Annotated in this window: 10 protein-coding genes and 1 pseudogene; 7 read left to right on the plus strand and 4 right to left on the minus strand. The window is 64.2% G+C overall.

Annotated elements, in window-relative coordinates:
- Window positions 1-235 precede the first annotated feature (235 nt).
- From EVC45_RS25890 to EVC45_RS25900, 3 genes and pseudogenes are all read right to left on the minus strand, one after another.
- A complete protein-coding gene (locus tag EVC45_RS25890) occupies window positions 236-1,420 on the minus strand; it encodes a porin (RefSeq protein WP_129961081.1) in 1,185 nt (394 codons plus the stop codon).
- A 110-nt stretch (window positions 1,421-1,530) separates the two neighbouring features.
- Window positions 1,531-3,966 (minus strand): glycoside hydrolase family 31 protein, encoded by a 2,436-nt coding sequence (locus tag EVC45_RS25895; RefSeq protein ID WP_129961082.1) that lies wholly within the window; start codon window positions 3,964-3,966, stop codon window positions 1,531-1,533.
- Window positions 3,967-3,985: 19 nt separating this feature from the next.
- A pseudogene (locus EVC45_RS25900) lies at window positions 3,986-5,273 on the minus strand (MFS transporter).
- 463 nt (window positions 5,274-5,736) lie between these two features.
- Here EVC45_RS25900 and EVC45_RS25905 point away from each other — a divergent pair.
- The 6 genes from EVC45_RS25905 to EVC45_RS25930 all read left to right on the plus strand — a co-directional run bounded on the left by EVC45_RS25905 (window position 5,737) and on the right by EVC45_RS25930 (window position 12,817).
- Window positions 5,737-6,084 carry a hypothetical protein gene (locus EVC45_RS25905; protein WP_129961083.1) on the plus strand — a complete coding sequence of 116 codons (348 nt, stop codon included), beginning with the start codon at window positions 5,737-5,739 and terminating at the stop codon, window positions 6,082-6,084.
- 193 nt (window positions 6,085-6,277) lie between these two features.
- Window positions 6,278-8,194 carry an extracellular solute-binding protein gene (locus EVC45_RS25910; RefSeq protein WP_129961084.1) on the plus strand — a complete coding sequence of 639 codons (1,917 nt, stop codon included), beginning with the start codon at window positions 6,278-6,280 and terminating at the stop codon, window positions 8,192-8,194.
- A gap of 49 nt (window positions 8,195-8,243) precedes the next feature.
- On the plus strand, window positions 8,244-9,281 hold the full coding sequence (locus EVC45_RS25915) for a microcin C ABC transporter permease YejB (RefSeq protein ID WP_129961085.1): 1,038 nt from the start codon (window positions 8,244-8,246) through the stop codon (window positions 9,279-9,281).
- Complete coding sequence (locus EVC45_RS25920) at window positions 9,281-10,387, plus strand: ABC transporter permease (protein WP_129961086.1); 1,107 nt, start codon at window positions 9,281-9,283, stop codon at window positions 10,385-10,387. The genes EVC45_RS25915 and EVC45_RS25920 overlap by 1 nt, the downstream gene beginning before the upstream one ends.
- Window positions 10,384-12,015, plus strand: coding sequence for an ABC transporter ATP-binding protein (locus EVC45_RS25925; protein ID WP_129961087.1), 1,632 nt, complete (start codon window positions 10,384-10,386; stop codon window positions 12,013-12,015). The genes EVC45_RS25920 and EVC45_RS25925 overlap by 4 nt, the downstream gene beginning before the upstream one ends.
- A gap of 136 nt (window positions 12,016-12,151) precedes the next feature.
- A complete protein-coding gene (locus tag EVC45_RS25930) occupies window positions 12,152-12,817 on the plus strand; it encodes a C40 family peptidase (protein ID WP_129961088.1) in 666 nt (221 codons plus the stop codon).
- Window positions 12,818-12,933: 116 nt separating this feature from the next.
- Here the strand turns inward: EVC45_RS25930 and EVC45_RS25935 are convergent, their stop codons facing one another.
- The gene (locus tag EVC45_RS25935) at window positions 12,934-13,878 is read right to left on the minus strand and encodes a patatin-like phospholipase family protein (RefSeq protein WP_129961089.1); all 945 of its coding nucleotides are present in this window, start codon (window positions 13,876-13,878) and stop codon (window positions 12,934-12,936) included.
- A gap of 486 nt (window positions 13,879-14,364) precedes the next feature.
- Between EVC45_RS25935 and gltX the strand changes: the two genes are divergently transcribed.
- Window positions 14,365-15,774 carry a glutamate--tRNA ligase gene (gene gltX / locus EVC45_RS25940; RefSeq protein ID WP_129961090.1) on the plus strand — a complete coding sequence of 470 codons (1,410 nt, stop codon included), beginning with the start codon at window positions 14,365-14,367 and terminating at the stop codon, window positions 15,772-15,774.
- Window position 15,775 lies beyond the last annotated feature (1 nt).

Genomic DNA, 15,775 nt, shown 5'->3' on the forward strand with positions numbered 1-15,775 from the left:
CGAAGCCCGTCAGGAAAGGCTGATGAAGCTGGCCGCCTGAGCTGCAAAAGCTTGTCCAGACAACCGGAGCCGATACAGGCGACATTCACCATGTCATATCAGTAAACACGTGCCACGTCGGCGAAGCGGCAGCGGCCAATGCGCGGCCATCGGTCGGGGGCACGCCAGGTGCAGCGCGACGGGCAAAGACTCCGCCTGATTGAACCGGTCGTGCCGCCGACCAAAACCGCATCGCCTAGAACGCGTGCCGCAACCCCACCATGCCGACGAACTGCGACGGACCCGACGACGGCGTCGTGTTCTGCGAGTCGCCGACCACCGCAACCGCGTCGGCGATGGTCACGCCGCTGCCCGATGCGATCAGCGACTTGCCGCTTGCATGCTGATAGGCCTCGAGTGCGTACAGCGTGGTGCGCGTCGACAGGTTGTAGGTTTGTTCCAGCGAGATCTGGTGATAGTGGGCCGGATCGGTGATGCCGTTCGCCTGGCTCGCCTGCGTGAAGCTATAGCCGCCGCCGACGGTCACGCTCGGCGTGATCCGGTACGTCGCGATCGCGCCGTACGTGTTGAACACGGCCTTGTCGAAGAACAGCGAGCCGTGGCCCGGCGCGTACTGCACATTCGAGTAATTGAGGCCGAGCATCAGATCGTGCCACGTATAGCGGCCCGCTGCGGCGATCATCTGCGTGCTGCGCGCGCTCGCGTAGCCGTTATTGACCGGCGAGTTGATCGCGAAGCTGCCGAGGGCCGGGCTCGTCGCGATGTCCTTCAGCTTCACGTAGCCTGCCGCGAGCGAGATCGGCTGGAAGTCGTAGCGCAACGCCGCGCTGAACAGGCCACCGTTCGCGACGCTGCCGGGCACGCCGCCGAGACCGTACTGCGCGCTTGCCTGCAGACCCGCGATCGTCGGCGATAGATAGGTGATCGAATTATTGAAGCGCAGCGTCGTGTCGAGGGCGTCGAGATCGCCGGGGTGCGCGCCGGTCGCGCCGGTCAGCACGCCGGTCGGTCCGAGAGCGCCGACCATATTGAAGTAGGGCGTGTACTGGCGGCCGAGCGTGACGGTGCCGTAGTGGTCGTTCGCGAGGCCGACATAAGCCTGGCGGTTGAACAGGTAGCCGGCGGTGCTTTGAGCGCCGGTCAGCGAATTGAAGCCGCTTTCCAGCCGGAAGATCGCCTTCGTGCCGCCGCCGAGGTCTTCGGCGCCGAGGAAGCCGAACTTGCTCGCCTGCAAGTTGCCTTGGCTCATGTAGAAGTTCGAATGTCCCTTCTGGTTGCTTGAGTAGGCGAATGCGTTGTCGACGACGCCGTACAGCGTGACGCTGCTTTGCGCCGACGCGCTGATCGACCATGCGGCGCCCGCAAACGGCAGGCAGCAGAGGACGAACGCGCGGGTGCGCGCGCGCTGGTTTATTTTCATGATTGGGATGTCTCCAGACTGGATGGACGGCCTGATCCCTCAGGCCGGTGCGGTTTGTTGTTCAGTGCCTGGTAGTGCGAGTCAGTACTCTTTTGTCTTGATGCGGTGACTCAGTGCGGCAGCGCAATCGTCAGGCAGCGCCAGCCGTCCGCGATGTGATCGGCCGCGAGCGTGCCGTTCGTGCAGACGATCGCGCGTGCTTCATGCATCGGCACAAACACGCGCACTTGCGGCTGCGCATGATGCGTCCATCGCGGACGCTCGAGCGTCACGCGCAACGTATTCGCGTCGCCGGTCAGCGTGACGTTCCAGCGGCCCTGCTCGCCATTGCGCCAGGCCTCGGTCTCGCCGTCGTCCTCGATCGAGCCGCCTTGCGCGGTGCCCGCGCCGGCGTACGGCACCGCGAGGAATGCGCGTTCGTCGGCAGGACGGCCGAAATGCTGCTCGGCGATGTTGAGCGGAATCACGCTGCCTTCGCGCAGCAGGAACACCGGCCGCTCGAACGGTGCGGGCAGCGTGACGGTCTGGCCGCCTTCGAACGCTTCGCCGCTCCAGTACGACACCCAGCGCGAACCGGCCGGCAGGTACACGTCGCGCGTGCTCTGGCCCGGATCGACCACCGGCGCGACCAGCATCGACGCGCCGAGCATCATGTCGTCGCCATCGACGAGGCAGCGCGGATCGTGCGGAAACTCCGCGAACAGCGGCCGCAGCACCGGCTCGTACGCGCTGTGCGATTGCCACAGCAACTCGTACAGGTAGGGAATCAGGCGATAGCGCAGCTTGATCAGATCAGCCACGTGCCGCGTGACTTCGGGATGCATCCACGGCTCGTTGACGGTGCCGTCGTCGTTCCACGAGTGAATCGAAAAGCGCGGCAGGAAGATGCCGAACGCGACCCAGCGCGCGAACAGTTCCGGCTCCGGCGCGGGACCCGAGAAGCCGCCGATGTCGTGGCCGCTGTTCGACACGCCCGACATCGCGAGCCCGAGCCCCATCTTCAGATTGAAGCGCAGCGTTTCCCACGACGTGTAGTTGTCGCCCGACCACGTTTGCACGTATCGATGCATGCCGACGCCGCCCGAGCGCGACACGAGGAACGGGCGCTTGTCGGGCGCGTGCTCGCGCTGCGCGTCGTGCGACGCGCGCATCATCAGCTGCGTTTGCAGCACCTTCGCCTGGTGTGCCGGATACGGCTTGCCGAAGCCGCGTGCGATCGCATGCGGCGACCAGATCTCGAACTCGTTGTTGTCGTTCCAGGTGGATGCGATGCCGTACTGGAGCAACGCGTCTTTCACGCGAGCCTTCCACCAGTCGATCGTCGCGGGATTCGTGAAGTCGAGATATGCGCCGACTTCGTCCCAGAACTGCACCCATGCGGGCTCGCCATCGGGCGCTTCGATCAGCAGGCCAGCCTGGGCGACGTCGTCGAACGCCGGGTGGTCCTGCAGCAGACACGGCTTGATGTTCGCGCACAGACGCACGCCGTGATCGAGATAGCTCTGCACGAAGCCGCGGATGTCGGGAAACTTCTCGTGATTCCAGTTGAACACGTAACGCTTCGGCCCGATCGACGTATAGCCCGACGACAGATGGAACGAATCGCACAGCACGTCGTGCTCGCGGCAGCGCTCGATGAATTCGCCCATCTGCTGCTGCGCGTCCGGCGCGTCGGTGTAGCTCATCGTCGAGCCCGAGTAGCCGAGGCCCCACTTCGGCATCCACGCGGGACGTCCGGTGAGCCACGTAAAGCGGCGCACCGCGTCGAGCGGCGAGCCCGGCGACGCAATGAAGTAGTAGTCGAGATCGCCATGCTCTGCGATGAAATGCCGATAGTGACCGTGATAGTTGTCGAGCTCGCGACCCATGTCGAAACGGCAATCGGCGAGCGTGTCGTAGAACAGGCCGAAGCCCGTCGACGTCTGCGGCTGCCACGTCACGTAGAACGGAATGTGTTTGTAGAGCGGGTCCGTGGTGCGCGCGCTGTAGCCCATCGCGTCGATATTGCGCATCTCGTAGCTTTGCTGCGCGCGATCGAGCGAGCCGGCACGCTCGCCAAGGCCCACATACATTTCGTCGCGACGCCGCTCGACGTAGTGATAGACGCGCGAGTCCCACCAGCCGAAGTTGTACGCCTGGGTCTTGCGATCGCTCATCACGCGATGCCACGTGCCTTCGTGCAGGATGTCCCACGCGCAGGCGCCGCCTTCGAGCGCGACGCTCACGCGCACACGCGCGGTTTCGATCACGAGGTGGCCGGCCTGTTCGCTCACCGTGAACGGCGGCGGTGTGAAGCCGCTCAGGTCGCGGCGCTCGCGGCCTTCGAGCGGCACGTCGTCGGCGCCGGGCGCGATCGCCCACGTGCGCGGACCGTGCGTTTCGCCGTCCGGCAGCACGAGCACGCGGATGATGTCTTCGGCGAGCACGAACAGCTCGATGCGGCAATTCGATTGCGCGCTCAGTACGACCGGGTTGCCCGCGGCGTTGCCGGCGTTGGGAGCGAGCGCGAAGCGCGGCGGATGTTTGAGATTGATCTGTGAATGCATGATGAGTCTTCGAGGGAGGTCAGGCGGCAGTGTTGACGCTCAGGTCGGCGCGGCGCGCGCGGCCGTGGCGCGGCACACCGCGCATCAGGATGATCAGCAGCGTGGCGCCGATGATGTCGAACGCGCCGAGCGCACCGAACAGCGGCGTGTAGCCGATCGAATCGGCGAGCGCGCCGACCATCAGCGAGAAGCCGAGGCCGCCGATCCCATGCGGCCATGCCCGCGAAGCCCGCAACGGTGCCGACTTCGCCCGGATCGAAGACGTCGGCGGCGAGCGTGTTGACGAGCGCCGAGATCATCTGGTGCGCGAAGCCGCCGACGCAGAAGAGGGCGATGGCCTGGTACGGCGAGGCGACGAGACCGATCGACGCCGGTCCGAGCATCATCAGCGCGCCGAGCACGACGCCCGAGATGCGCGACCAGATCAGCGGCACGCGAAAATGCTTCATCAGGAACGGCGACAGATAGCCGCCGAACAGGCCGCCCAGGTCCGCGGCGAGAAACGGCAGCCACGCGAACATCGCGATCTGCTTCAGATCCATATGTCGCTGGGTGGCGAGATAAAGCGGAATCCAGAAGCTGAACGTTTGCCACGCGGGCTCGGCGAAAAAGCGCGCCTGCGCGATGGCCCAGAAGCGGCGCGTGCGCAGCACTTCACGCACGCTCGCGCGGCGCCCCGCCGGCGGTGCCTGACCTTCGACGATCGCGGTGCGCTCGGCGTCGCTCACGCGCTTGTGCTCGGCGGGCGAGCGGTACAGCACGAACCATGCGGCGGCCCAGAAGAAGCCGAGTGCGCCGGTCACCGCGAAGGCGCTCTGCCAGCCGTAGCGCAGCGACAGGAACACGACGAGCGGCGGCGCGAGCAGCGAGCCGAGCGACGTACCCGCATTGAAGTAGCCGACCGCAACGGACTTCTCACGATCGGGAAACCATTCTGCGACGACCTTCATGCCGGCCGGAATCGCGACCGCTTCGGACAGGCCCATGAAGCCGCGCAATGCCGCGAGCGAAAACCAGCTGCCCGCGAAACCGTGGAACACGCCGGTCAACGACCACAGGCACGCAAACAGCGCGAAGCCGAGGCGCAGCCCGCTCAGATCGATGATCAGGCCGCAGACCGGCTGCATCACCGTATAGCCGACCTGGAACGCGCCGACCACGTAGGAGTACTGCCGCGTGCTCATGTGCAGCAGCTTCATCAGCTCGGGCGCCATCACGCCGAGCGCGTTACGCGACAGATAGTTGACGATCGTCCCAACGCAAACGAGGGCGATGATCCACCAGCGCAATCCCTTGATCGTTTTCAACATCAGTCTCCATGGCGCATTGAGCGGTTGCCTTCTGAAGCAAAGCTCAGGAATGCGCGAATTCGAACATTTATTGATTTTCAATAGCAGTCATCCTACCACTTGGAAGCGACCTCGATATCCGGGAAAACCATAGTTGTTGGCGCATGTTTGCTTGATTTATCGGGATAATTTAATAATTTTTGCCAGAATGGGCGGAAGTGATCAGATGACTTGAGCGAAAAATATCGAACGTGCATGTTCTTTCGAACATTTGAATGTTCGTTTTCGGAAGATCGATGAGGCGGGGAAGCGTTGGCCGCGCGGGCGGCGTTTTTTCACGGCCGGCTGGCGGATGTAACCAGACGTTACGCCGCCGTCGGCGAGGCGATTTTCAGCATCAGTTATTACAAAGTTGAAATACGCGGCTTGCCGCCTTGCGCTATATTTCCGCCAACAAAACATGTTCGTACAAAGGTGATCAATGAAGTCCGCTCGTCTTGTTCCGCTAATGCTCGGGGTGTTGACGTTGGCTACATCGGGTGCCGCGATGGCCGCGGGGCTCAACATCGGGGTCAATATCGGCATTCCCGCGCCGGTCTACGTCGCACCGGCTCCGGTCTATGCGCCGCCGCCGCCGCCTCCGCCGCCCGTCATATATCAGCCGGCTCCCGTGTACTACGGCGGTCCGCAAATCGTGGTGGGCTGGCATGGCGACCGTTACTGGGACGGCCGTCGCTACTGGGCGCGTGACGACTGGTATCGCCACCATCCGCCGGGCCACGGCGACTATGCGCACGGTCATTACGACGAGCATCGCGGCTGGCATTGAGTCGGCGCCGCCTGAGCCTCGAAGCGCGCCGACCGGCCGCATCGACAACAGAACCGCCCTTCGAGGGCGGTTTTTGTTTTTACGCTGAAAACATTCGATAGCTGACGCATTTCGCCGCAGGCGCCCGCCGGATCGCGCAAGCTAATTGGGTAGAATCCCCGCATCGCCACTGCCAACTTCCCAGCACGACTCCATGACAACCGGCTCGCGACGGGTTCAAACGCCTGAGGGACTTCGGCACAGCGTGATCCACGGACCCTTGCGCGCCGCGTTCGCCGTCGCGCTGCTGTGCGCGAGCCTGTTCGTCGCACCGCACGCGCATGCCGCGCATGCGATCGCGCAATACGGTGAGCCGAAATATCCGGCCGGCTTCAAGCACTTCGATTACGTCAATCCCGATGCGCCGAAAGGCGGCACGCTCGTGCTCGCGAATCCGAGCCGTCTGACGAGCTTCGACAAGTTCAATCCGTTCACGCTGCGCGGCAACGCGGCGCCCGGCCTCGAGTTGATGTTCGAGAGCCTGACGATCGGCAGCAGCGACGAAGTCGCGTCGGCCTATGGGCTGCTCGCCGACGACATCGTCGTCGCGCGCGACGGCCTCTCGGTCACGTTCCACATCAATCCGCGCGCGCGCTTTTCGAACGGCGACCCGGTCACCGCCGACGACGTCAAGTTCTCGCTCGACACGCTGAAGAGCCCGCAAGCCGCGCCGCAGTTCGCATCGCTTTTCGGCGAGATCAAGGGTGCGGTCGTCGTCGATCCGGCCACGGTGCGTTTCGAGTTTCGCGAGCGCAATCGCGAGTTGCCGCTGCTCGCGGGCAGCATGCCGGTGTTCTCGCGCAAGTGGGGGATGAAGCCGGACGGCAGCCGCATTCCGTTCGATCAGCTTGCGTTCGAGAAGCCGATCGGCAGCGGGCCGTACCTGATCGACAGCTACGACAACGGCCGCACGATCACGTTCAAACGCGACCCGCACTACTGGGGCGCCGATCTGCCGGTGCGCGTCGGCATGAACAACTTCGATCGCATCGTCTACAAGCTGTATGCCGATCCCACCGCGCGCCTCGAAGCGTTCAAGGCCGGCGAATACGATGCGCTCGTCGAATACATCGCGCGCAACTGGGTGCGCCGCGACGTCGGCAAGAAGTTCGACAGCGGCGAGCTGATCAAGCGCGAGTTCCCACAGCACAACGGCACCGGCATGCAGGGCTTTTTCCTCAACACGCGCCGGCCGCTGTTCCAGGACGTGCGGGTGCGCAAGGCGCTCGATCTCGCACTCGACTTTCAATGGCTGAACCGTCAGCTCTTTTTCAGCCAGTACACGCGCATCGACAGCTATTTCGCCAACACCGAATGGCAGGCGAAGGGGCTGCCGTCGCCGGGCGAACTCGCGCTGCTCGAACCGTTTCGCGCGCAGCTCGACCCGGCGGTATTCGGGCCGCTGCCGAAGCAGCCCGATACCGATCCGCCCGGCTCGTTGCGTGCGAATCTGCTCGAGGCGCGCGATCTGTTGCAGCAGGCCGGCTGGACCTACCGCGACGGCGCGCTGCGCAACGCGAAGGGCGAGCCGTTCCAGTTCGAGATACTCGACGACTCGGGGTCGGCCTCATCGATGGAGCCGATCATCGCGACCTTCACGCGCAATCTGCAGAAGCTCGGCATCACGGCGAACTTCCGCACGGCCGACTTCGCGGTGTATCAGAAGCGGCTCGATGCCTTCGATTTCGACGTGACGACGCTGCGCATGCCCGACGTGCAGGTGCCCGGCGCCGAGCAGGTCACCCGCTTCGGCAGCAAGTCGGCCGATACGCCCGGCTCGGACAACGCGATCGGCCTGAAGTCGGCCGCCGTCGACGCGGTGCTGGACGCGCTCGTGCATGCGCAAACGCGTGAGCAACTGACCGACGCCGCACATGCGCTCGACCGTCTACTCACGCATGGCTACTATGTGGTACCGCAGTGGTACAGCGCCACGCATCGCGTCGCATTCAAGCGCGGGCTCGCGTGGCCGAAGACTTTGCCGCTGTACTATGGCGCGGAGGGCTGGATCACGTCGATGTGGTGGTACGAGGATCCGCAGGCGCGCACGCACACCGGCGCCGCCGACTGATCCGCAGACCTATCGTCTCAACCAACGCGTTCGCTCTGGAACACCGCCTATGTGGAGCTACATCCTCAAACGCCTGCTGCTGATGATCCCGACGCTGCTCGGCGTGCTGACGCTGACCTTCGTGGTGATCCAGTTCGTGCCGGGCGGTCCCGTCGAGCAGATGACGCACGAGTTGCGCAAGGGCGCGGAGGGCGCTTCGCCGTTCGGGCTGCGCTCGCATAGCGGCGTCGACGCGCAGCAGATCGCGCAACTCAAGCAGCTATACGGCTTCGACAAGCCGCCGCTCGAACGCTACGTGCTGATGCTCAAGCGCTTCGCGACCTTCGATCTCGGCCAGAGCTATTTCCGTCATCAGAGCGTGTGGTCGCTGATCGTGTCGAAGCTGCCGGTGTCGATCAGCATCGGGCTGTGGACGTTCTTTCTCACTTATCTGATATCGGTGCCACTCGGCATCGCGAAGGCGGTGCGCAACGGCTCGCACTTCGATCTCGCGACGAGCCTCGTCGTGCTGGTCGGCTACGCGATTCCCGGTTTCGTGCTCGGCGTGCTGCTGCTCGTGCTGTTCGGCGGCGGCACGTTCCTGCAGCTGTTTCCGCTGCGCAACCTCACTTCCGACAACTGGGACCAGCTGAGCCTCTTCGGCAAGATTCTTGACTATCTGTGGCATATCACGTTGCCGATCACCGCGTCGGTGGTGGGCAGCTTCGCGGTCGTCACGATGCTGACGAAAAACGCGTTCCTCGACGAAATCCGCAAGCAGTACGTGCTGACCGCGCGCGCCAAAGGTTTGTCCGAGCGGCGCGTACTGTGGAAGCACGTATTTCGCAATGCGCTCTTGCCGCTGATCGTCAATTTCCCGGGTGCGTTCATCGGCGCGTTCTTCACCGGCAGCCTGCTGATCGAAACGCTGTTCTCGCTCGACGGGCTCGGCTTGCTGTCGTACGAATCGGTGATGCGGCGCGACTATCCGGTCGTGCTCGGCACGCTGTACCTGTTCACGCTGATCGGCCTCGTCACGCGGCTGATCTCCGACCTTTGCTACGTGTGGGTCGATCCCCGCATCCAATTCGAACAACTGGAGCGCTGATGAATCGAGCCCGCCTTTCCGCCGATGCGGCGGCGCGCACCGAACCCGCGCGCGCACTGATGTCGCCGTCGCCGGCGCGTCGCGTGTGGCGGCGTTTTCGCCAGCAGCGGCTCGGCTACTGGAGCCTGATCATCTTCGTCGTCGCGTTCGCGGCAAGCCTCGTGGGGCCGCTGTGGTCGAACGACAAGCCGGTCGTCGTGCGCTACGACGGGCATCTGTATTTCCCGCTCGTCAAGACCTACGCCGAGACCACCTTCGGTGGCGACTTCCCGACGCCGACCGACTATCTCGATCCGTACATCCGTCACCGCTTCGATACGCCGGGCAACTTCGCGCTGTATCCGCCGAATCATTACTACTACGACACGCTCAATTACTTTTCGAAGGCGCCCAACCCGGCGCCGCCGTCGCGCGAGAACTGGCTCGGCACCGACGACCGCGGCCGCGATCTGTTCGCGCGGCTGCTGTACGGCTTCGGCGTGTCGGTCGCGTTCGGCCTCGTGCTGACCGTGATCAGCACGATCGTCGGTATCGTCGCGGGGGCGGTGCAGGGTTACTTCGGAGGTCGAACCGATATCGTCGGGCAGCGTCTGATCGAGATCTGGAACGCGATGCCGCAGCTGTATCTGCTGATCATCTTTTCGTCGATCTTCGAGCGCAGCTTCGCGCTGCTGATCGTGCTGCTGTCGCTGTTCAACTGGATCGGCCTGTCCGATTACGTGCGCGCCGAGTTCCTGCGCAATCGCCAGCAGGACTATGTGCGCGCCGCGCGCGCGATGGGTCTGTCGCACTGGCAGATCATGTGGCGCCACGTGTTGCCGAACAGCCTGACGCCGGTCATCACGTTCCTGCCGTTCAGCATGAGCAGCGCGATTCTCGCGCTGACGAGTCTCGACTTCCTCGGCCTCGGCGTGCCGCCGCCGACACCGAGCCTGGGCGAGCTGCTCGCGCAGGGCAAGGCGAATCTCGACGCGTGGTGGATCTCGATGTCGACCTTCGGCGTGCTGGTGGCGATGCTGCTGCTGTTGACCTTCATGGGCGACGCGCTGCGCAACGCGCTCGACACGCGCATCTCCGATGCCATGCACGCCGGAGGTGGTCAATGAGCGCGCTGCCGCAAAGCGATCCGCGCTCGACGGATACGCCGCTGCTCGAACTCGACCATCTGCGCGTCGCGTTCGGCGACACGCTGGCCGTCGACGACGTCACGCTCGCGATCGCGCGAGGTGAACGCGTCGCGCTGGTCGGCGAGTCGGGCTCGGGCAAGAGCGTGACCGCGCTGTCGGTGCTGCGCCTGCTGAACGACGCGCAGGTGAGCGGCGCGATCCGCTTCGATGGCGAAGACCTGCTCGCGAAGAGCGAGCGCGCGATGCGCGGCCTGCGCGGCTCGGACATCGCGATGATCTTCCAGGAGCCGATGACCGCGCTCAATCCTCTGTATACGATCGGCGACCAGATTGCCGAGACGATCGTCGTGCACGATGGCGTCAGCGCGAACGAGGCGGCGAAGCGCGCGGTCGCATTGCTTGCGCGCACCGGCATCGCCGAGCCGCAGAAGCGCGTGAACAGCTACCCGCATCAGCTGTCGGGCGGCCAGCGGCAGCGCGCGATGATCGCGATGGCGCTCGCCTGCCGGCCGCGCCTGTTGCTAGCCGACGAGCCGACCACCGCGCTCGACGTGACGATCCGCGCCCAGATCGTCGAGCTGCTGCTGGAACTGCAACGCGACGAAGCGCAAAAGCGTGGCATGGCCGTGCTGTTGATCACGCACGACCTGAACCTCGTGCGCCACTTCGCGCAGCGCGTCGCAGTGATGGAGCGGGGCGTGCTGGTCGAAACCGGCACGGTCGAGCAGGTGTTCGAGGCGCCGCGCCATCCCTATACGCAGCGGCTGCTCGCGAGCCGGCCGCAGCGGGAGGTCGTGCCCGTGCTGCCGATCTCGCCGGTGCTGCTCGAAGCGCGCGGCGTGTCGGTCGACTTCAAAACGAAGCTGCCGGGCCTGCGTGGCTGGGTGGGGTCGGGGCGGTTTCGCGCGGTCAACGACGCGAACGTGTCGGTGCGCCAGGGCGAGACGCTCGGGATCGTCGGCGAGTCGGGTTCGGGCAAGTCGACGCTCGCGATGGCACTGCTCGGTCTGCAGCGCACCGCGCACGGCGAGATCGAGTTTCAGGGCAGGGCGCTCGCGAGCTATCGCGGCGCCGAAAAGACCGCATTGCGCTCGAACATGCAGGTCGTCTTTCAGGATCCTTTTAGTTCGCTTTCGCCGCGACAGACGATCGAGCGGATCGTCGGCGAGGGGCTCGCGCTGCATCGGCCGCAGATGACCCCGCAGGCGCGGCGCGACAAGGTGCTCGCGGTGCTGCGCGAAGTCGGCATCGACCGTACGGCGCTGTATCGCTATCCGCACGAATTTTCGGGCGGCCAGCGGCAGCGCATCGCGATCGCGCGCGCGCTGGTGCTGGAGCCGCGCGTGCTGATCCTGGACGAACCGACCAGCGCGCTGGACGTCTCGATCCAGCAGCAGGTGCTCAAGCTGCTCACCGGCTTGCAGCACAAATACAATTTGGGCTTCGTGTTTATCAGCCACGACCTGGAAGTGATCGGCGCAATGGCGCACCGCGTGGTGGTAATGCAAAACGGATCGATCGTCGAGACGGGCGAAGTCGAGAAGATTTTTGCGGCGCCCGCGCATCCTTACACTCGAAAGCTGCTGAAAGCGGCGCTTGATCGTTGATTTTTCACCCTTCCCCAATTGAGTGCGTATGTCGATTGATTTTTCCTATTCCTTTTGACACGCAAATACTTACTGGCTAGTATCGAGCAAACTTTTTTTCGTAGACCCCTGATTTTTTGGCAAAAACTACCGACCAATGCAGCACAGAAACTTCACCCAGGCTTGCACGCGCGTCGTCGCCGGGATGTTCATTGGCGTCTTGATGGCAGCAGCTCCCGGCGCGTTCGCCGACGAAGTCAGCAGTTTTAATCAGAATGCCTCGTATCCGACCACCAACGGCTCGGATCCTCTCTCCCTCCTCACTCCGCAACCCAAGGCTGCCGACAGCAATAGCGGCGGCGCCAAATCATTCCTTTCCGGCATGGCCGGCAAAGCGGGCGACGTGGTGGTCGGCGCGCTGAACATGATCGGCGTTCGCTACCGTTGGGGTGGCAATACGCCCGATTCGGGGCTCGATTGCAGCGGTTTCGTGCGCTACGTGTTCCAGGACACGCTCGGTCTCGCGCTGCCGCGTCGTGCCGAGGAAATGAGCCGCATGGGCGAGAAGGTGCGCGTAAGCGACCTGAAGCCGGGCGATCTGGTGTTTTTCAATACGATGCGCCGCACGTTCTCGCACGTCGGCATCTATATCGGCGACAACAAGTTCGTGCACTCGCCGTCCACCGGCAGCACGATCCGGGTCGACGACATGGATGACGGCTACTGGGAAAAACGCTTCACGGGTGCGCGTCGGATCGAGACCTCGTATGAGGCGGACGATCTGCGCAAGCGCGTGACCGCGACGATCGGCGGAAATAACTGATTCGGCGCTGAGCCTGGCGACAAAAAAGCCTGCTTCGTTCGAAGCAGGCTTTTTGCATTCGGTGCGCGTTTTTTTGCTGGGGGGCGCACAGCCACCGTGCGCCACTCATACCGCTTTCAGGCTCCCATGCGCCGCGCGGCGAGCTTGCGCTGCAGCTCCGGCATCATCTTCGCGACCGCTTCTTCCCCGGCGAGAATTGCCGCGTTGCGCTGTGAGAAATCGCTGCCGCTCATTGCCGCGAGATTCGGCCGGATCACCACGTCGGCGTACTTGTCGAGTTCGTAGGCCTTGATCGTCTGGCCCATGATCGTGAAGGTCTGCATCAGCACATCGAACGAGCTTGCGGTGACGCCGGTCTCCGGTCGCTGCGAGATATCGACGGCGATCACGAAATCCGCGCCCATCTTGCGCGCGAACGACGCCGGTACCGGGCTTACGAGACCGCCATCGACATACTCGTGACCGCCGATCTTCACCGGCTCGAAAATCGACGGCACGCTGCACGACGCGCGCACCGCGATGCCGGTGTTGCCGCGCTGGAACAGGATCGGCTGGCCGGTTTGCAGATCGGTCGCGACCACGCCGAGCGGCCTCGCCATCTTCTCGATCGGGCGGTTGTTCAGCGTCGTGTTCAGGTAGTTCTGCAGCGCGACGCCCTGCAGGAAGCCGCGCGTACGAAACGGCATCGCCCAGTCGCTGATCGACGCTTCGTCCATGGAGAGCGCGAGCTTGTTCAGCGCGAAGCCGTTCATGCCCGACGCGTACAGCGCACCGACCACGGAGCCGGCGCTCGTGCCGACGACCAGATCGATCTGGATATTGCGCGCCTCGAGCGCCTTGATGACGCCGATGTGCGCAAAGCCGCGCGCGGCGCCGCCGCCGAGAGCGAGTGCGACACGCACCGGTTTCTGTTGCGCTTTCTCCGGCGTCGGAGCGGTCGGCGTCGCGGTGATCGGCGTGCCATCGAGTTTGCCGGCGGTCGTGGTGCAGGCGGCAAGCACCGCGGATGCAGCCGCCAGCGAAAAGCTGCGGCGGCTCAAACTGGGGGATGAGGGTTTCAACGAGTTCTCCAGCAACGGCGCGGGCGACGCAGGCGGCGTCGCGCGTACCGCGATCAGGCTGAGGTCAGACCAGGCGGATCACCGACGGCGATTCCGCGCGCTGTGGAGGTGTTCACTCCGTATTAGAGCGATGTGCATTAAGCCCCCATCGCAGCGCGCGCACATCTTAATGCAAACGATCGGTTCGCGCGGTCCGCTGTAATGAAACGTTGCAGAGGAAGTATTCGGAACTGGCGCCGTGTCCTTTCAAGGCGGGTTCGGCGAGCGCAGGTAGGGCAGGCGCTGGTGTCCCGACGCCGCTCGCGCAACCGTCTTACGCCGTTCTGACGAGGGCGGCATCCCGCGTGTGGACGGTATAATTCGACTCTTGCACTTATTTCCGTCGTGGCCGTGCGCGACATCGCGCTCAGCATGGGCACGCTTCGCTGCCGCGCTTCGCAATCATGTCCGCCTGAGCGCCGGCGCCCGTTTTCCGAGTAACCGCTAATGACCACCTCCGTTCGCACCCGTTTCGCACCGAGTCCCACTGGCTTCATCCACCTGGGCAACATCCGCTCCGCGCTGTATCCGTGGGCATTCGCGCGCAAGATGAAAGGGGCCTTCGTGCTGCGGGTCGAGGACACCGACCTCGAGCGTTCCACGAGCGAATCCGTCGACGCGATTCTCGAAGGCATGGCATGGCTCGGCCTCGATTACGACGAAGGCCCGTTCTACCAGATGCAGCGCATGGACCGCTACCGCGAAGTGCTGAAGCAGATGCAGGAGGCGGAGCTCGTCTACCCGTGCTACATGTCCACCGAAGAGCTCGACGCGCTGCGCGAGCGCCAGCGCGAAGCGGGCGAAAAACCGCGCTACGACGGCACCTGGCGCCCTGAGCCGGGCAAGGTGCTGCCGCAGCCGCCCGCGGGCGTGCAGCCCGTGATGCGTTTTCGCAATCCGCTGAGCGGCGTGGTCGCGTGGGACGACGCGGTGAAAGGCCGCATCGAAATCTCGAACGAGGAACTCGACGACCTCGTGATCGCCCGTCCTGACGGCACGCCGACGTATAACTTCTGCGTCGTCGTCGACGATCTCGACATGCGCATCACGCACGTGATCCGCGGCGACGATCACGTCAACAACACGCCGCGTCAGATCAACATTCTGCGCGCGCTTGGCGGCGAGCCGCCGGTGTATGCGCACCTGCCGACCGTTCTGAACGAGCAGGGCGAGAAGATGAGCAAGCGCCACGGCGCGATGAGCGTCATGGGTTATCGCGATGCGGGGTATCTGCCGGAAGCGGTCGTCAACTATCTGGCGCGCCTCGGCTGGTCGCATGGTGACGCGGAGATTTTTACGCGCGAGCAGTTCGTCGAGTGGTTCGATCTCGAGCATCTCGGCAAGTCGCCGGCGCAGTATGACCATGACAAGCTGAACTGGCTCAATGCTCACTACATCAAGGAAGCCGACAACGCACGCCTCGCCGAACTGGCAAAACCGTTCTTCGCGGAGCTCGGCATCGACGAAGCCACTCTCGCGCAAGGTCCGGATTTGACAGGAGTGGTGGGCCTGATGAAGGATCGTGCGTCGACCGTGAAGGAGATCGCGCAAAACGCCGCGATGTTCTATCGCTCGCCGGCACCCGATGCCGAATCGCTCGCACAGCACGTGACCGACGCGGTTCGTCCTGCACTCGCTGATCTGGCTGCGGCGTTGAAGACGGTGGAGTGGACCAAGGAGGCGATCGCCGCCGCGCTGAAGGCCACGCTTGGCGCGCACAAGCTGAAGATGCCGCTGCTCGCGATGCCGGTGCGTCTGCTGGTGGCGGGGACGACGCATACGCCGTCGATCGATAGCGTGCTGATGCTGTTCGGTCGCGAGGTCGTCGTTAGTCGTATTGAAAAAGCGCTCGTCTGAT

It is taken from the genome of Paraburkholderia sp. UYCP14C, from assembly GCF_004197395.1.
Lineage (GTDB): Bacteria > Pseudomonadota > Gammaproteobacteria > Burkholderiales > Burkholderiaceae > Paraburkholderia.